This is a genomic window from Bradyrhizobium liaoningense, assembly GCF_018130955.1.
GTDB classification, from domain to species: Bacteria; Pseudomonadota; Alphaproteobacteria; order Rhizobiales; family Xanthobacteraceae; genus Bradyrhizobium; species Bradyrhizobium liaoningense_C.
This window is the reverse complement of the sequence record NZ_JAFCJM010000008.1, coordinates 121,352-138,360: the sequence shown is the minus strand read 5'-3', so window position 1 is coordinate 138,360 and position 17,009 is coordinate 121,352. Positions and strand designations below refer to the sequence as shown.

Annotated in this window: 14 protein-coding genes; 6 read left to right on the top strand and 8 right to left on the bottom strand. The window is 64.8% G+C overall.

What is annotated here, in order from left to right; all coding sequences use genetic code 11:
- Positions 1-54: 54 nt before the first annotated feature.
- The 3 genes from JQ632_RS09420 to JQ632_RS09410 all read right to left on the bottom strand — a co-directional run bounded on the left by JQ632_RS09420 (position 55) and on the right by JQ632_RS09410 (position 2,887).
- On the bottom strand, positions 55-621 hold the full coding sequence (locus tag JQ632_RS09420) for a PAN domain-containing protein (protein ID WP_212402021.1): 567 nt from the start codon (positions 619-621) through the stop codon (positions 55-57).
- Between the two features lie 312 nt (positions 622-933).
- Entirely contained in the window at positions 934-2,304 is a 1,371-nt protein-coding gene (locus JQ632_RS09415) for a glutamate--cysteine ligase (RefSeq protein ID WP_212402020.1), read from the bottom strand.
- A 97-nt stretch (positions 2,305-2,401) separates the two neighbouring features.
- Positions 2,402-2,887 (bottom strand): MarR family winged helix-turn-helix transcriptional regulator, encoded by a 486-nt coding sequence (locus JQ632_RS09410; protein WP_212402019.1) that lies wholly within the window; start codon positions 2,885-2,887, stop codon positions 2,402-2,404.
- Between the two features lie 125 nt (positions 2,888-3,012).
- On the opposite strand from JQ632_RS09410, the gene gstA reads away from it, so the two are divergent.
- On the top strand, positions 3,013-3,627 hold the full coding sequence (gene gstA / locus JQ632_RS09405) for a glutathione transferase GstA (RefSeq protein WP_212402018.1): 615 nt from the start codon (positions 3,013-3,015) through the stop codon (positions 3,625-3,627).
- 232 nt (positions 3,628-3,859) lie between these two features.
- Entirely contained in the window at positions 3,860-4,168 is a 309-nt protein-coding gene (locus JQ632_RS09400) for a hypothetical protein (RefSeq protein WP_212402017.1), read from the top strand.
- A gap of 532 nt (positions 4,169-4,700) precedes the next feature.
- Here JQ632_RS09400 and JQ632_RS09395 read toward each other — a convergent pair.
- From JQ632_RS09395 to JQ632_RS09375, 5 genes are all read right to left on the bottom strand, one after another.
- Positions 4,701-6,914 (bottom strand): FAD-dependent oxidoreductase, encoded by a 2,214-nt coding sequence (locus JQ632_RS09395; RefSeq protein WP_212402016.1) that lies wholly within the window; start codon positions 6,912-6,914, stop codon positions 4,701-4,703.
- An 18-nt stretch (positions 6,915-6,932) separates the two neighbouring features.
- Positions 6,933-8,141 carry an acetyl-CoA C-acetyltransferase gene (locus JQ632_RS09390; RefSeq protein ID WP_212402015.1) on the bottom strand — a complete coding sequence of 403 codons (1,209 nt, stop codon included), beginning with the start codon at positions 8,139-8,141 and terminating at the stop codon, positions 6,933-6,935.
- 49 nt (positions 8,142-8,190) lie between these two features.
- Positions 8,191-8,478 (bottom strand): hypothetical protein, encoded by a 288-nt coding sequence (locus JQ632_RS09385; RefSeq protein ID WP_212402014.1) that lies wholly within the window; start codon positions 8,476-8,478, stop codon positions 8,191-8,193.
- 10 nt (positions 8,479-8,488) lie between these two features.
- The gene (locus JQ632_RS09380) at positions 8,489-10,279 is read right to left on the bottom strand and encodes an acyl-CoA dehydrogenase C-terminal domain-containing protein (protein WP_212402013.1); all 1,791 of its coding nucleotides are present in this window, start codon (positions 10,277-10,279) and stop codon (positions 8,489-8,491) included.
- A gap of 111 nt (positions 10,280-10,390) precedes the next feature.
- Positions 10,391-10,783 carry a nuclear transport factor 2 family protein gene (locus JQ632_RS09375; RefSeq protein WP_212402012.1) on the bottom strand — a complete coding sequence of 131 codons (393 nt, stop codon included), beginning with the start codon at positions 10,781-10,783 and terminating at the stop codon, positions 10,391-10,393.
- 181 nt (positions 10,784-10,964) lie between these two features.
- On the opposite strand from JQ632_RS09375, the gene JQ632_RS09370 reads away from it, so the two are divergent.
- The 4 genes from JQ632_RS09370 to JQ632_RS09355 all read left to right on the top strand — a co-directional run bounded on the left by JQ632_RS09370 (position 10,965) and on the right by JQ632_RS09355 (position 16,642).
- The gene (locus tag JQ632_RS09370) at positions 10,965-11,555 is read left to right on the top strand and encodes a PadR family transcriptional regulator (RefSeq protein WP_212402011.1); all 591 of its coding nucleotides are present in this window, start codon (positions 10,965-10,967) and stop codon (positions 11,553-11,555) included.
- 272 nt (positions 11,556-11,827) lie between these two features.
- Positions 11,828-15,337, top strand: coding sequence for a tetratricopeptide repeat protein (locus JQ632_RS09365; RefSeq protein ID WP_212402010.1), 3,510 nt, complete (start codon positions 11,828-11,830; stop codon positions 15,335-15,337).
- Positions 15,338-15,366: 29 nt separating this feature from the next.
- Positions 15,367-15,702 (top strand): GIY-YIG nuclease family protein, encoded by a 336-nt coding sequence (locus JQ632_RS09360; protein WP_212402009.1) that lies wholly within the window; start codon positions 15,367-15,369, stop codon positions 15,700-15,702.
- Positions 15,703-15,832: 130 nt separating this feature from the next.
- A complete protein-coding gene (locus JQ632_RS09355; RefSeq protein ID WP_249151650.1) occupies positions 15,833-16,642 on the top strand; it encodes a hypothetical protein in 810 nt (269 codons plus the stop codon).
- Positions 16,643-17,009 lie beyond the last annotated feature (367 nt).

Sequence of the window (17,009 nt, the reverse complement as noted above, 5' to 3'; positions counted from 1 at the left end):
TTGCGCTTTGCGCAATCCGCGGGGCTAACTCACCCTACGGCACCGAGTCTCGGGCTACCGCACCACGCCCGAAATGAACCCTGCCTTCTTTCGCGGCGGCTTGATTTCCTTCTTCAGGAAGCAGCGCGCTTCGCGGCCGGTGTAGCCGGGCCGCGCATAGGTGAAGGCGCGGCATTTGTTGTCGGCAACGCAGGCCGCCTTGCAGGCGTCCTCGCTCTCATCGGGCTTCAGCGCGAAATTGCGCAAGTCTCCGCCGGGGCGGTCGGTCGAATTCTCCACGCCTTCGATACGCGGCTCGACGACGCCGGCGCCGCGGACGCCGGAGATGCAGCAGCTTTCGGGAACGCGCGGCGGCACGGTGTTCTTGAGCCAGCACACCGCCTTGCCGCCCTCGATGTCGGGATAGCTAAAACTCCAGGCCCGGCATTTGCGGTCGCGCTCGCAGAGCAGCGCGCAATCCTCGGGGTCGCCGGAGACCACCGGCGTGTTGAAATAATCGCCGCCCGGGCGGTCGAACGCCGTCTGCGCCCGGGCAAGCGGCGGCGCGAGCGCGGCCACAAGCAGCATCGCCCATGCCAAAACCTTTGCCATGAGGGCCCCAGGCAGGCGGCCTTTCCCCATCAGAACAGCTTTCGAGTTGTTGAACGCATTGCCCTTTTTTGCAGCCGGTCATTTGATCGCCGCAAACCTGTATGGGCGATGAACGGCGCCAAGGGCGCAATCAGACGATTGAACTAGAGCCCCGTTCCGATGAAATCGAAACGGGGCTCTGGATTCTAGCTTTGACGCGTTTTCTTGACGCGAACCGGCGTCCACTTCGCCTGAAAACGCTCTGAAGCGCGATGAGATCAGGATGAATCATCATCGCGCTTTAGGTTACTGTTTAAGCATGGTCTTTTCGGAAAACCGCTTCGCACTTTTCCGGATCAGGCTCTAGAACGCGTATTCCGCATAGGCCGGTTCCACCGAGCCCTTCCAGGGCCCGTTGAATTTCTCCAGCAGCTCTTCGGCCGGCGTCCGCCCGGAATCGATGATGCGGTCGAGCGGCTCGAGGTGGCGGGTCTCGTCACGGCCGAGATGATCGATCCGCCCACGGCGCCGCAAGCCTGCGTGGGCCAGCATCAGGCATTCCTTGGCAATCTCGAACAGATAGCGGTCCTTGATGCGGGACTTGAAGCCGAAGCGCGGCACATCGTCGCGCAGCGCCTGGCGCTCATGCGCGCTCCAGTGCTTGACTATGTCCCAGGCCGCATCGAGCGAGGTGTCATCATAGAGCAGCCCGACCCAGAAGGCCGGCAGCGCCGGCAGCCGGCCCCAGGGGCCGCCGTCCGAACCGCGCATCTCGAGATAGCGCTTGAGCCGCACCTCGGGGAAGATCGTCGACAGATGATTGGCCCAGTCCGACAGCGTCGGCCGTTCGCCGGGAAGCGAATTGTTGCGGCCCTCGAAGAAGGCGCGGAAGGACGAACCCGAGACGTCGATGTAATCGTCGCCGCGCTTGACGAAGTACATGGGTACGTCGAGCGCATAGTCGACATAGCGCTCAAAACCCATGCCGTCCTCGAACGCCCAGGGCAGCATGCCCGCGCGCGCATTGTCAGTGTCGCGCCAGATCTCGGAGCGGAAGGAGAGGAAGCCGTTCGGCTTGCCTTCGGTGAAGGGCGAATTGGCGAACAGCGCGGTGCCGACCGGCTGCAGCGCCAGCGCGACGCGCAGCTTCTTGACCATGTCGGCTTCGGAGCAGAAGTCGAGATTGGTCTGCACGGTACAGGTCCGGTACATCATGTCGATGCCGTACTTGCCGACCTTCGGCATGTAGTTCGTCATGATCTTGTAGCGGCCCTTCGGCATGACCGGGATTTCAGCGCGTGACCAGGATGGCGTCATGCCGAGCCCAAGGAAGCCGATGCCGAGCGGCGTTGCGATCTCGCGCACCTGGGCCAGATGGGCCATCAGCTCGCTCTGGGTCTGGTGCACGGTCTCGACCGGCGCGCCCGACAGTTCGAACTGTCCGCCCGGCTCGAGCGAGATCGCGCCGCCCCCGGTGACGTCATAAAGGCCGATGATGTTGCCCTTCTCCATGATCGGCTCCCAGCCGAGCAGGAGCTTCATGCCGTCGAGCAACGCGCCGATGCCGCGCGCACCGGCGTAGGGCACCGGGTGGAGGCCATCGAGCGTGAATGGCGTCTTCTCGTGCTCGGTGCCGATACGGAATTCGTTCCGCGGCTTGCTGCCCTCCTCGAACCACGCGACGAGTTCGTCGCGCGATTGCAGCGGCGTCATATCGATCTGGTCTCGCGCCATATCAAACTCTAATCAAAAGCGCTTCGACCGAATGCGCGAGGTGACAGTGAAGTCCGCGAACCCGGGGGGGCCGCGGACGATGTGGGGTGATGCGGGATCATCGCGCCGTCGCGCTCTCGTTGACGGGCAGCTTCATTTCGCCGCAGGAGCAGCCCAGACGATCGAGCAGAGCGCTGAGCTTCACGGCGTCCGCATCGGACAGTTTCGAGCCGACATATTTTTCGATCGCGGCGGAATAGGCGCCCCACATCCGCTTCTGCAATTCGCGGCCGGCTTCGGTGATCTCGACGAACTGGCCGCGCTTGTCGATCTTGCATTCGCGCCGGGCCGCCAGGCCCTCGTCGACCAGACGGTCGATCAGCCGCGAGGTCGAATATTGCGGGATCAGCATCTGCCGCTCGAGTTCCACCGGTCGCAATTCACCCGTCGGCGCGCGCGACAGTTCCAGCAGCGCGTCGTACCAGGCCAGCGGCGGAAAGCCGGCCTTCTTCAGGTCCTGCTCGACGCAGTCGAGCACCCGGCTCTGCACCCGCATCAGGCGGATCCAGGCGGAGGTCGCCTCGGTCGATGGTTTGCGCTTCATGGTCCGGTTCTCGATCGTATGCTCACTCTACCGCACTTGATGCATATGCATCAATCTTGACTATTTAATGCAAGTGCATGTAGTCATTCCTCCGCCGTAACCAACCACCGGCAGGAGAAAATTCCATGAAACTCTACTATTCGCCCGGCGCATGCTCACTGTCCCCCCACATTGCGCTCCTGGAAGCGGGCCTGCCCTATGACCTCGTCAAGGTCGATATCCGCGCCAAGAAGCTCGAAAACGGTGAAGACTATCTGAAGGTGAATCCCAAGGGCCAGGTCCCGGCGCTGGGCCTCGATAGCGGTGAGATCGTGACCGAAGGACCGGTCATTGTCCAGATGATCGCCGACCAGGCCGCCGCGAAAGCGCTGGCGCCGGCGCGCGACAGTTCCGAGCGCTACAAGCTGCTGGAGTGGCTGAACTTCCTCACCTCGGAGGTGCACAAGAGCTTTGGTCCGCTGTTCGCGCCGGCGCTGAACGACGATGCGAAAACATTCTTCAAGGACCGCGTCATGGGCAAGCTGAAATATATCGACAGCCAGCTCGCGGGACGCGACTACCTCATGGGCAAGCAGTTCACGGTCGCCGACGGCTATCTCTTCACCATGCTGACCTGGGGCGACCGCATGAAGTTCGATCTCTCGGCGATGCCGAACCTCACCACCTACAAGGCCCGCGTCGCCGCGCGGCCGCAGGTGCAGGAAGCCTTGAAGCGCGAAGGCCTCGCGCAGGCGACGTGAAGTCGCCCGGTCGAGTTCCAAAGAGCCGGATCAATGATCCGGCTCTTTTTGTTTTGCCTCGACGTTGTGTCCGCAGATTCAACCGGGGAGACCGGCCGATATCAATTTGAGCGGCATTGTCGGAGTTAATAATAACCCGGCCTTGTCCACACCACGCGTGACAGCACGCTTGCTTGTGCGATCTGGTTGGCCACCAATGATCGCGGGGGGCTTCGTGAAGTGGAATTGAACTGTGACCGTTGCTGTCACCCTCCTGCTTGCGAGCTTGATCGCCGGCCTCGCGACAGGTCTGTTGTTCCGGGTCTGGGCCCTGCTTCTGGTCTCGCCGTTGATCGCGGTGGTGTCCGCGATCGTTCTTCAGACTTCGGGCTTTGAATTCTTCGCTGGTGTATCGGTCATCGTCGGATGCCTCGTCGTCAGCCAGCTCGCCTATATGCTGGCGACGTTCCATCTGCACCGCTGGGACCTCTCAGCGGAGGACGAAATCGACGGCCACCCAGGCGGACACCGCCAGAAGAATATCCGCGGCCAGAACGAGTAGCGCCAATCCTGCCCAGGACGGAACCTTGCGGCGCAGGCGCAAGGATTTTCGGCGCGTCAGCAGGCCGCTTACAAAGGACAGGGGCGCGAATTGGACCGCGATGCCGGCCGCACTCTTTTGAGACACCGGTGAGTTCACTACGGGACACCTTGATGCTGATTGTCGCCTTACCGGCTTGCTGGCAAGAGCGGTAGCAAGAGCGATGCCACGACGAGGCGGGCATGGCGCCCCTGCGAACGCAGCGCGGCGCGAGCGTGGCATCGCGAATGCGTGGGGGACTGATGTGAAGAAGGCCGGATCGACGATCCGGCCTTTGTTTTGATGTGGTCGATCCACACAGTCGTCCTGGCGAAAGCCAGGACCCATTACCCCGGATGTTCGTTGTTGCATGAACTGGCCATGACCAGCTTTCGCCAAACTGCTCCCTGTGGTTATCGCGACGAACGCTACGCGCTCGCGCGGGGGTCCCGGATCGGCGCTCACAGCAACGCTCGCGCGTTGCCGTGAGCTTGTCCGGGATGACAGTGGAGAGCTAGGCCGCAGCCTTCTTCGGCGCGAAACGGCCGTAGAAGGTTTCGCCCTTCGCCGCCATCTCCACCAACAACTTCGGCGGCGTGAAGCGGGAGCCGTATTTGGCTTCCAGCTTGTGGCAGAGCTCGACGAACTTCTTCGTGCCCATGAAGTCGATATAGGACAGCGTGCCGCCGGTGAACGGCGCGAAGCCGAAGCCGAGGATCGAGCCGACATCCGCCTCGCGCGGGTCGGTGATGACGTTATCCTCGACCGTGCGCGCGGCTTCCACCGCCTGCACCACCAGGAAGCGCTGCTTCAACTCCTCGACGTCGAGCGTGTCAGGATCGAGCTGCTTGGGCTGCAGCGCGGAGAGACCCGGCCACAGGCTCTTCTGACCCTTGCCCTTCTCGGGGTAGTCATAGAAGCCCTTGCTGTTCTTGCGGCCGAGACGGCCCTGCTTCTCGACCATCTCCACCATCAGTTTCTTCTGGTCGGGGTTGACGGCGTTGGGGCCGAGGTCGGCTTCCGTCGCCTTCATCACCTTGAGCCCGAGGTCGAGCGCGACTTCATCCGACAGCGAGAGCGGGCCAACCGGCATGCCCGCCATCTTGGCGCAGTTCTCGATCATCGCCGGCGGCACGCCTTCGAGGAACATTTCGTTGCCTTCGGCGATATAACGGCCGACGCAGCGGTTGGCATAGAAGCCGCGGCTGTCGTTCACGACGATCGGCGTCTTGCCGATCTGCCGGACGTAATCGAGCGCGGTTGCCAGCGCGAGATCGCCGGTGTTCTTGCCGAGGATGATCTCGACCAGCATCATCTTCTCGACCGGCGAGAAGAAGTGGATGCCGACGAACTTGCCCTGGTCCTTGAAGGACTCGGCAAGCGAGGTGATCGGCAGCGTCGAGGTGTTCGACGCGAAGACCACGTCGGGCTTGAGATACTCCTGCGCCTTGGCAAAGGTGTCGGCCTTGACCTTGCGGTCCTCGAACACGGCCTCGATGACGAGGTCGACGTCCTTCAGGGCGGCGTAGTCGGCCGTTGCCGTGATGCGCGCGAGCAGCGCTTCAGCGTCGGTGGGCTTGGCGCGGCCCTTCTTGATCTGCTCCTCGATCACCTTCTGCGCGTGGGCCTTGCCCTTGTCTGCGCTTTCCTGGTCGCGGTCGATCAGGACCACGTCGAGGCCGGCGCGGGCCGAGACGTAGCCGACGCTCGCGCCCATGAAGCCGGCGCCGATCACGGCGATCTTCTTCACCTTGGTCGGGGCGACGTCCTTCGGACGGCGCGCGCCCTTGTTCAGCTCCTGCATCGACAGGAACAGGCTGCGGATCATCGCGGCCGCTTCCTTCGAGCGCAGCACCGAGGTGAAGTAACGCGACTCCACGCGCAGCGCCGCGTCGATCGGCAGTTGGAGGCCTTCATAGACGCAGCTCATGATGGCGCGCGCGGCCGGATAGTTGTCGTAGGTCTCGCGGCGGTAGATCGCGTTGCCGGCCGGGAACATCATCATGCCGTTCTTGGAGAACACCGGACCGCCGGGGAGCTTAAAGCCCTTTTCGTCCCATGGCGCGACCGCCTTGCCGCCGCCCTTGATCCAGTCCTTCGCGGCCTTGATCAGATCGGCAGCCGGAACGATGGCGTGGATGAGGTTGAGCTGCTTCGCCTTGTCGAGCGTGACCGGGTCGCCCTTGAGCAAAATGGTCATCGCGTCCTGCGGCGGCACCAGCCGCGGCACGCGCTGCGTGCCGCCGGCGCCGGGGAACAGGCCGACCTTGACTTCGGGCAGCCCGAGGCGGGTCTTGGGATTTTCGGCCGCGACGCGATAGTGGCAGCACAACGTGATCTCGAAACCGCCGCCGAGCGCGAGGCCGTTGATCGCGGCCGCCCACGGCTTGCCCGAGGTCTCGATGCCACGCAGCACCAGCGAGAAGCGCCGGCTCTGGTCGAACAGCATCTGGTTCGCCGCCGTCTCGCCCTGTTCCTTCAGAACCTTGGCGTAGGCCTGGTTCATGCCCTCGAGCATGGAGAGGTCGGCACCGGCGCAGAAGGCGTCCTTGGCCGAGGTGATGACGACGCCCTTCACCGCAGCGTCCGCGGTGGTCGCCTTCACGATCGCCTCGAGCTCGCTGGTCGAGGTCTCGTCGAGCACGTTCATCGAACGGCCCGGAATGTCCCAGGTGACGAGCGCGATGCCGTCGGCGTCGGTCTCAACCTTGAAGTTCTTGTAGGTCATGTTGGTGCTCCCTCAGCCTTAGACGCGCTCGATGATGGTTGCGGTGCCCATGCCGCCGCCGATGCACAGCGTCACCAGCGCGGTGGACTTGTTGGTGCGCTCGAGCTCGTCGAGCACGGTGCCCAAAATCATCGCACCGGTGGCGCCGAGCGGATGGCCGAGCGCGATCGCGCCGCCATTGACGTTGATCTTGGCGTTGTCGATGTCAAAGGCCTGGATGTAGCGCAGCACGACGGAGGCAAAGGCCTCGTTGAGCTCGAACAGGTCGATGTCCGACTTCTTCATGCCCGAACGCGCAAACAGTTTTTCGGTGACGTCGACCGGACCGGTCAGCATCATCGCGGGCTCCGAGCCGATGTTGGCAAAGGCACGGATCTTTGCGCGCGGCTTCATGCCATACTTCGCACCCGCCTCCTTGCTGCCGAGCAGCACGGCGCCCGCGCCGTCGACGATGCCCGACGAGTTGCCGGCATGGTGCACGTAATTGACGCGCTCGATTTCCGGGTGCGACTGAAGCGCGACGCCGTCAAAACCGCCCATCTGCGCCATCATCGTGAACGACGGCTGCAGCTGCGCCAGCGACTGCATCGTCGTCGTCGGACGCATGTGCTCGTCCTTGGCGAGAATGGTGAGGCCGTTGATGTCCTTCACCGGCACCACCGACTTGTTGAAGCGGCCCTCGTCCCAGGCCTTGCTCGCGCGCTGCTGGCTCTGCACCGCATAAGCGTCGACGTCGTCGCGGGAGAAACCGTACTTCGTGGCAATCAGATCGGCCGAGACGCCCTGCGGCATGAAGTAGGCGGGCACGGCCATCGAGGGATCCATCGGCCAGGCGCCGCCGGACGCGCCGATGCCGACGCGGCTCATCGATTCGGCGCCGCCGCCGATCACGAGTTCATGCTGGCCGCTCATGATCTGGGCGGCGGCAAAATTCACGGCATCCAGGCCGGAGGCGCAGAAGCGGCTGATCTGCACGCCGGGAACGGCTTCGCCGAGGCCGGCCTTGAGCGCGGCGAAGCGCGCGATGTCGCTTCCGGCTTCGCCGACGGGATCGACCACGCCGAGCACGACGTCGTCGACGGAGTCTTCCGGCAGATTGTTGCGCTCCTTGAGCGCCTGCAGCGGCACGGTGGCCAGCGCGAGCGCGGTCACCTCGTGCAGCGCGCCGTCGGCCTTGCCGCGGCCGCGCGGGGTTCGGACGTGGTCGTAGATATAGGCATCTGCCATGTGAGCCTCCTGAGTGCAGCTATTGTTGAAGACCGCCGCGCGGTCGTGATCATCCGTGGAAGGTGAATTCGTAGAACAACGGCAGCCCTTCGCCATGGCGAAGGAACTGCCGCGCGACGTCGTAGGCCGTCATGCCCGCGCTCAGATCGAGGATGTGATCGAGCTGGGGAATGGTCGTCGTGTCGGTCAGGTAAAAGCCCTCGATGCCGAGGATGCCAACGCCTGCCGTCTCGCAGCGGTCGATGATGTCGAAAGCGGATCGCACACAGAACTTGTCGCGGTGAAGTCCCGCGCCAAAGGCACGAAACTCCGCAACGATCCCGTCTGCTGCCGCCATCGACCAGTCCTCAGAACGCTTCGGCCGGCAATTCCATGGTGGTGGCGCAGCCGGTCTGGATGCGCGCCAGATGCAGCGCGGTTTCCGGCAGCATCCGCTCCATGAAGAAGCGGCCGGTGACGAGTTTTGTCGAGAGATAGGGCGTGGCACCGCTCTCGGCAATCTTGCCTTGCGTGACTTTGGCCATCTTCGCCCACATGTAGCCGAGCGCGACGAGGCCGAACAAATGCATGTAGTCCGTCGCCGCGGCACCGGCATTGTCGGGCTTCATCATCGCGTTCTGCATCAGCCAGGTGGTGGCCTGCTGGAGATGGCCGAGCGAAGTCGAGAGCGCAGTGACAAACGGCTTCATCGCCTCGTCGCCGCCGTTCTCCTTGGCAAAGCCCATGACCTCGCCGAAGAAGCCCATGATGGCGCGGCCGCCGTCGCGCGGCAGTTTGCGGCCGACGAGGTCGAGCGCCTGGATGCCGTTGGCGCCTTCATAGATCATGGCGATGCGGGCATCGCGCACGAACTGCTCCATGCCGTGCTCGGCGATGTAGCCATGGCCGCCGAACATCTGCTGGGCCTGCACCGCGTTGGCAAAGCCGATTTCGGTCAGATAGCCCTTCAGCACCGGCGTCATCAGGCCCATATGGTCGTCGGCGGCCTGGCGGTCCTTGGGATCCTCGGAGCGGTGGGCGACGTCGCTTTTCAGCGCGGTCCACACTACGAAGGCGCGCGCGGCCTCGTTGAAGGCGCGGATGGTGAGAAGCGTGCGGCGCACGTCGGGATGCACGATGATCGGGTCGGCGGCCTTGTCCGGCGCCTTGGCGCCGGTGAGCGAACGGCCCTGCAGACGCTCGCGCGCATAGGCAACGGCGTTCTGATAGGCGACCTCGGACTGCGCGAGCCCCTGCACGGCGACGCCGAGGCGAGCCTCGTTCATCATCACGAACATGCCCTGCATGCCCTTGTTCTCTTCGCCAATCAGCCAGCCGGTGGCGTTGTCGTAGTTCATCACACAGGTCGAATTGCCGTGGATGCCCATCTTGTGCTCGATCGAGCCGCAGGTGACGCCGTTGCGGGCGCCGACTGTTCCATCGGCATTGACGAGGTTCTTCGGCACCACGAACAGCGAGACGCCCTTGATGCCCGCCGGCGCGCCCTCGATGCGGGCGAGCACGAGGTGGATGATGTTCTCCGTGAGATCATGCTCGCCGGCCGAAATGAAGATCTTGGTGCCCGTGATCTTGAAGCTGCCGTCGGCCTGACGCACGGCCTTGGTGCGGAGCAGGCCGAGATCGGTGCCGCAATGCGGCTCGGTGAGGTTCATGGTGCCGGTCCATTCGCCGGCCACCATCTTCGGCAGGTAGGTCTTCTTCTGTTCGTCCGAGCCGTGCACCAGCAGAGCCGCGGTCGCACCCATGGTGAGACCGCCATACATCGCGAAGGCCATGTTGGCGGAGATCTGGAATTCGTTGACCGCCTGGGACAGCGTCACCGGCAGGCCCTGCCCGCCATATTCAGCCGGCACCGACAGGCCGAGCCAACCGCCCTCGGCCACTGCCTTGAACGCTTCCTTGAAGCCCCTGGGCGTGGTGACGCTGCCGTCATCGGCGCGCTTGCAGCCTTCGAGATCGCCGACGCGGTTGAGCGGCTGGAGCACCTCTTCGGCGAGTTTTGCCGCTTCGCCCAGGATAGCTTCGCGCACGTCGCTAGAGGCGTCGGTGAAGCCGGGCAGATTGTCGTAACGGTCGATCTGGAAGACGTCGTTGAACAGGAAGTTCACGTCTTCGACGGGGGCTTTGTAGATCGGCATGGCGTTCTCCCGGCGTGGCGCCTTTAGAGTTTGGAAGTCTGTTCAGGAAATCCCTGCGGCGCAGTGCTCAACTGGCGAGCATACTCGCTTTCTGCAACCTCAGGGCAGGTGTTATGGTGCTGCGAGCTGCTCCGCCATCAGGCGATGCAGCATGTTGATGGCCTTGAGCGGACGCACCATCACCTTGAAATGCGTGATGCGGCCCTCGGCGTCGAAGCTGATGATGTCGACGCCATTGATCTCGATGCCGTCGATCATGGTCTTGAACTCGAGCACGGCACCGCGCTCGCTCGTCCACTCGCCGACATAGGTGAAGCCCGGACCACCCAGGACCTTCTCGGCACTCGACAGATATTTGAAGGTGATGTCGCGCCCGCGCTGCGGGGTGTGGACGACGGGACTTTCAAAGACGGCATCGGGATGAAGAAGATCCCAGAGCGCCGTGCGGGCTTCAGCGCGATCTTGGGACTTCATGTAGCCGTACCATTTGTCGAGGCCGGTCATGATCAGGGTGCCTCCTGAGGCAAAAAGCTTGAAAACAACCCCATGCACAGTAGCGCGCAGGCCGACGCCGGCGGGTTTGACACCTCGCCGCCATATGCACATTGACGCATATGCGCCGATGTGCATAAAGTCAAGTGAATTGGTCGGGTAGTCTTAGGCAGCCCAAAAAAGGAGGCCGGCCATGGCACTGGGCGACGCGATTCTCGCATGCCTGACGGAACGTCCGATGACGGGCTACGAGCTCGCCAAGACCTTCGATTCCTCGATCGGCTTCTTCTGGAAGGCCGACCACCAGCAAATCTATCGCGAGCTCTCCAAGCTGCGCGACCGCGGCTACATCCAGGGCCGTGAGGTCGTGCAGACCGGCAAGCCCAACAAGCTCGTATATACGCTCACCAATGAGGGCCGAACAGCGCTGCGGCACTGGGCCGCGCGGCCGAGCACGCCCGCTTCGAACAAGGACGATCTGCTGGTGCGCTTCCACGCGCTCGACAGCGTCGACCTCGAGCCCGTCAGGGCCGACCTGATGGCGCGCCTGGAGCACCACCGCGACCGCTCCGAGCGCTATGAGCGCATCTTGAAGAAGCGCTTTCCCGACGGCACCGCCAGCGAAGCCGCCGACATCGGCAATCTGCTGCTCCTCAAGCTCGGATCACGTCACGAGCAGATGGTGGCGGAATGGTGCGAAGAGGCGATCGACGCGCTGTCGGGGCTGACCGGTCACGGCACCACGGTGGTGCCGCTGGAGGACGGGAAGCGGGAGAAGGGTTAGCTCCTTCCGCTCTTTCTGCTGTCATCCCCCGCGACCCGGCTACGCCAAGGCTTCGCCGGGGCATGACACCGAGTTGGCGGCACCGTCCCCGGCTCCCCGCGCCAACTTTAGGACAGCGCGGACGCATTCCTTAACCCGTTATTTACCGTAACGGACAAAAGTCGGATTTCGAGGCAGACGACCCGCGCCGTTTTGGATTGTCTTTACAACCGGAACGCGTGGGAAGGCTGAAGGCGCCGGGTGGGGCGCCGGAGTCGGAACCGGACAGAGTCATGAATTCGCGCGTATCGTGGAGTGTTGACGGCATCGATCCATCCGTCAGGGAGCGGGCCGAGGCCGCTGCGCGCCGCGCCGGCATGTCACTCAACGATTGGCTCAATTCCACGCTCGGTGACGCCGCGCCGCCGAATTTTCGCGCGCCCCAAGAAAACCATCAGCAAAACCATCAGCAAAACTATCAGCAACAATATCAGCAGCAGCTTCCCAGCCAGGAAAGCCGCGATGTCGCCGACATCCACCAGCGGCTGGATGCGATCACGCGGCAGATCGAACACATTTCAAAACCCGCCGCGCCGCGCGCCGACGTTTCGCGCGAGCAGGGCGTTGCCCGCCAGTTGAACGACGCGATCTCGCGGCTCGATGCGCGGCTATCGCAAATCTCCAAGCCGCAAAGCCCCGCCCGTCCCGGGCCGGTCGAGACGCGCCAGCGCCAGACTGAAGCCGTCGAGCGCGCGGCCACGCAGGTCTATCGCAATTCGCCGCCGCTCAGCCCCGCCTCGCTCGACGTTGCCGTTGCCGAGATCGCGGCGCGGCAGAACGAGCTCGAAGGCTTCGTGCCGCGGCAGGTGCCGCCGCGCGCGGCACCCCCGATCGCGCCGATGGCTGCGCACGTGGCAGCCCCCTCGGCAGCCCCCTTGGCGCCGCCTCCGCAGGCCTACGCGCCTCCCCCCGCCTACCCGCCTCAGCCCGCCTACAATCCTGCGCCGGCCTACACCCCTGCCCCGCCGCAACCGCCGGGGCCTGATTTTTCCGCGCTCGAACGGCACCTGATCAAGATCACGAGCCAGATCGACGCGCTGCAGCGCCCCGATCACATCGAGCAGTCGATCGCCGGCTTCCGCAGCGAGCTCGCGGAAATCCGTCACGCCATCACCGAGGCGATGCCGCGGCGTGCGATCGAGTCGATCGAGAACGAGATCCGCTCGCTGCACCGGCGCATCGACGAGACCCGCTCCTCCGGCTCCGATGGTCAGGCGCTCGCCGGCGTCGAGCGCGCCTTGTCCGAGATCCGCGAGGCGCTACGCACATTGATGCCGGCCGAGCAGCTCAGGGGCTATGACGAGGCGATCCGCAATCTCGGCGCCAAGCTCGACATGATCCTGCGCGCCAGTGACGATCCCGGAACGGTGCGGCAGCTCGAAGATGCCATCGCCGCGCTGCGCGCCATCGTCTCGAACGTCGCCTCCAACGAGGCGCTGGGCCGGCTCGCCGATGACGTGCAGCTTCTGTCGTCCAAGGTCGAGCAGATCAGCCGCGTGTCGAGCAACGGCAATGGTCACGCCGAAGGGTTTGCGATCCTCGAGCAGCGTCTCGCGGCGCTGACCGAGGCACTGGAAGCGCGCGAGCGGCGGCCGGTCGAAAGCATCAGCACCGAGCATCTGGAAAGCGCGATCCGCGCGCTGTCCGACCGTTTCGACCGCATGCAGGTCGGCAACGATTCCGCATCGACCTTCGCGCATCTCGAACAGCGCGTCTCCTATCTGCTGGAGCGGATCGAAGCCGCCTCCGACCCGCGCAGCGGCAATCTGAGCCGCGTCGAGGACGGGCTGCACGACATCCTGCGGCATCTCGAACGGCAGCAGGCGACCTATGCCGCGCTCGCCGAGAGCCGCACCACGCCGCAGCCGGACTCCGGCGTCGTGGACCTCGTCAAGCGCGAGCTCTCCGACATCCGCTTCAGCCAGTCCGAGACCAACCGTTCGACCCAGGACTCGCTCGAGGCCGTGCACAATGCGCTCGGCCATATCGTCGATCGCCTCACCATGATCGAGGGCGATCTGCGCGCGGTTCGCGCCGCGCCGCCGGCGCCCGCGCCGCAGCAGCATGCTTTCGCGCCGTCGATGCCGGTCGAGCAGCCGATAGCGCGCGCGGCGATGCCGCAGCAAGCGCCGAAATACGATCCAAAGCCCGATCTGAAGCCGGAGCTGCCGAACCCCGCCGCGGCACAGGGCGCCTTCGTCGCCGCGCCGCGCGAATTCCACGCCGCAACGCCGGCCGCCCCACCGCCTCCGCCGATGCCGGTGGCGCCGCAAGTCACACCGCCCTTGCCGCCGCGCGCGATCAGCGAAATTTTGGAGCCGCACACCGCGCCCGCGCGCACTGCGATCGCGCCCGAGCTGCCGCCGGATCATCCGCTTGAGCCCGGCACTCGTCCGGGCGGACGGCCCGCCACGCCCTCGGAGCGCATTGCCGCGTCCGAAAACGCGATCAGCGAAATTCCCTCCGCTCCAAAGGAGCCGGTGTCCTCGTCGAGCTTCATCGCGGCCGCCCGCCGCGCGGCGCAGGCCGCCGCGGCACAGCCTCCCGAGAAGCAGGGCCGTGCAGCCAAGGCTGCTGCTGCAGCCGGCAAGGACAAGGGCAAGGACGGATCGTCCACGATCACGTCAAAGATCCGCTCGCTGCTGGTCGGCGCGAGCGTGGTCGTGATCGTGCTCGGCACCTTCAAGATGGCGATGAACCTGCTGGAAGGCGGCAGCACCGCACCGCCGCTGCCTCCGATGGAGAACTCGTCGGGTTCTCCCGCGCCGCAGATGCAGGCGCCCGCTGAACCTGCCGCGAGGCCTTCGGCGCCCGAGCAGATCACGCCGTCGATGACGTCGCCGACACCGCTCGGCCGGCAGTCACTCAACAATCAGCCGCCCGCGAACACCGACTCCGGCGCGCAAGTGGCGATCCCGCCTGCGGCCGCCGTGCCACCTCAGCCTGCCGCCAACGACATCACCGGCGCGATCCCGACAACGACGCCGTCGCGAGCCAAGCTCGGCCAGGTCCAGGTGCCGCCGACCGAGCGCCTGCCCGACGGCATCGGCGGACCGGTGCTGCGCGCCGCCGCGATGAAGGGCGACGCCACCGCCGCCTACGAGATCGGCGTGCGCTTTGCCGAAGGCAAGGGCATCGCGGCGAACTACGACGAAGCCGCCAAATGGTACGACCGCGCGGCGCAGGCCGGCGTGGTGCCGGCCACCTTCCGCCTCGGCACGCTTTATGAAAAGGGCCTGGGCGTGAAGAAGGACGCCGACATTGCGCGGCGCTACTACACGCAGGCCGCCGAGCGCGGCAATGCCAAGGCGATGCACAATCTCGCGGTGCTCGACGCCGACGGCGGCGGGCGCGGCGCGAACTACAAGAGCGCGGCGCAGTGGTTCCGGAAAGCGGCCGATCGCGGCGTCGCCGACAGCCAGTTCAACCTCGGCATCCTCTACGCCCGCGGCATCGGCGTCGAACAGAACCTCGCCGAATCCTACAAATGGTTCAGCCTGGCGGCCGCCCAGGGCGACTCGGATGCATCAGGCAAGCGCGACGACGTCGCAAAACGCCTCGACCCGCAGTCGCTCGCCGCCGCAAAGCTCGCGATCCAGACTTTTAGCGCCGAGCCGCAACCCGACGACGCCGTCAACGTCGCCGCCCCTGCCGGCGGCTGGGACAGCGCCCCGGCGCAGGCGAGCACAAGACCCGCGCCAAAACCGGTCGCGACCAAGCGCGCGGCGTCGGCCGCGCATTAACTTGCCTCTATAGGGCCGCACACTCCGTCATGGCCGGGCTTGTCCCGGCCATCCACGTGCGTCAACATGCGACCATTCATGGTGGATGGGTCTACATCCTGGCGAGCACGCCAAACGGCATTTTGTACGTCGGCGTGACGAACGACCTTGTTCGTCGCACTTACGAACATCGAAATGGATTCGTTCCTGGATTCACGAAGAAGTACGGGGTCAAGCTGCTCGTCTATTTCGAGCGTTATGAGGACATTCAGACCGCCATTCAACGCGAACACAACATCAAGCACTGGTCGCGGGCCTGGAAGGTAAGGATGATCCTCAGAGACAATCCGGAATGGAAGGATTTGTACGACACGATCGTTCAGTGATGGGGCAACGCTATCACCCCGCGTCATGGCCGGGCTTGCCCCGGCCATCCACGGCCTTCCTCACCAGTTGCACCGAAGAACGTGGATGCCCGGGACAAGCCCGGGCATGACGAGCCTGAGGAGTGTGCCGTTGCCTGAGAGTAACCGCAGGGAGGACAATAACTCCTTCCTAAGCTCTCCGACTGGTCCGCGCGTCGCGCCGCCGCGCCAAATCCCGCAAGCAGCCCCGCGCAAGGCAAAACCGCTGCTGCATCTGCCCAAGCGCGGGCGGCTGTTCTGGTCGCTCCTGCTCTTCGCGCTGCTCGCATCGGGCACGCTGATCCGCGCCTATCGCGACATCTCGCGGCCGGAGGCCTGGGCCTATTGGAAGGACCAGTATTTTTCGCCGCATCTCGCCGCGAGCGTCATTCCCAATGCCGATCTCGGCGGCGGCAACCGCAGGCGCGCGCTCGCCGTCACCGGCGAGATCGGGCCGGCGGCCGCGAGCTGGCTGCGCGACCGGATCGACGAGGCCAAGCTTTCGCCCGGCGACCTCATCCTGTTGTCCTCGCCCGGCGGCAATCTCGCCCAGGCCGTCATCATGGGCGAGGCAATCCGCGCGCGCGGGCTCGACACCGCCGTCGGCGTCGCAGATAGCACGGGCCGCGTGCGTCCCGCCTATTGCGCCAGCGCCTGCGTGCTCGCTTTTGCCGGCGGCAAGGTCCGCTACGGAGTCGAAGGCTCGGCGCTCGGCGTTCATCGCTTCGTCAACGCGGCGCCGGGCAACGATCCCGTCGCCGACACCCAGCGCGTGGCCGGCATGGTGCTCGGCTACATGACGCGGATGGGCGTCTCCTCCTCGGTCGTCGAGGCGATGTCGGAGACGCGCGAGGTGCGCTGGCTCGATCTCAGGCAGGCCGTGACCATGAGGCTCGTCACCGACCCGATCGGCAAGCCGTAGCATTGCCACGAGGCAGGTGCGCTCCCTCCCCCGCTCGCGGGGGAGGGCTGGGGTGGGGGTGCTTCCGCAATCGAGAATCTCAACGTGGAGAAAGCCCCCACCCGGCGCTTCGCGCCGACCTCCCCCGCAAGCGGGAGAGGTTGAGCGAGACCGCGGCACGATCGATTCGACCCAAGGCCATTTCGCGTCCACGTCAGACAGGCGCGTTAATCCCAATTATTCACCACGGGCGCAATCGTGATCGGGACGCGGTGAAAAACGCTCGCTCGGTGCGAATTCATGGTCCCGTCCGCGGGCAAATTCCGCTATGCAGGGACGCGGCAATCGTTCCGCCTTCCGCGAGCGTTCCGCATTCTCGTTTGAGCAT

Coding starts and splice junctions, on each gene's coding strand:
- JQ632_RS09375 (WP_212402012.1), bottom strand. CDS start 10,783: ATGACCGGCCTCGACAAATGGTACGGCTACATGAAGTCCCAAGATCGC.
- JQ632_RS09390 (WP_212402015.1), bottom strand. CDS start 8,141: ATGGCAGATGCCTATATCTACGACCACGTCCGAACCCCGCGCGGCCGC.
- gstA (WP_212402018.1), top strand. CDS start 3,013: ATGAAACTCTACTATTCGCCCGGCGCATGCTCACTGTCCCCCCACATT.
- JQ632_RS09385 (WP_212402014.1), bottom strand. CDS start 8,478: ATGGCGGCAGCAGACGGGATCGTTGCGGAGTTTCGTGCCTTTGGCGCG.
- JQ632_RS09365 (WP_212402010.1), top strand. CDS start 11,828: ATGAATTCGCGCGTATCGTGGAGTGTTGACGGCATCGATCCATCCGTC.
- JQ632_RS09410 (WP_212402019.1), bottom strand. CDS start 2,887: ATGAAGCGCAAACCATCGACCGAGGCGACCTCCGCCTGGATCCGCCTG.
- JQ632_RS09380 (WP_212402013.1), bottom strand. CDS start 10,279: ATGCCGATCTACAAAGCCCCCGTCGAAGACGTGAACTTCCTGTTCAAC.
- JQ632_RS09370 (WP_212402011.1), top strand. CDS start 10,965: ATGGCACTGGGCGACGCGATTCTCGCATGCCTGACGGAACGTCCGATG.
- JQ632_RS09415 (WP_212402020.1), bottom strand. CDS start 2,304: ATGGCGCGAGACCAGATCGATATGACGCCGCTGCAATCGCGCGACGAA.
- JQ632_RS09395 (WP_212402016.1), bottom strand. CDS start 6,914: ATGACCTACAAGAACTTCAAGGTTGAGACCGACGCCGACGGCATCGCG.
- JQ632_RS09420 (WP_212402021.1), bottom strand. CDS start 621: ATGGGGAAAGGCCGCCTGCCTGGGGCCCTCATGGCAAAGGTTTTGGCA.
- JQ632_RS09360 (WP_212402009.1), top strand. CDS start 15,367: ATGGCCGGGCTTGTCCCGGCCATCCACGTGCGTCAACATGCGACCATT.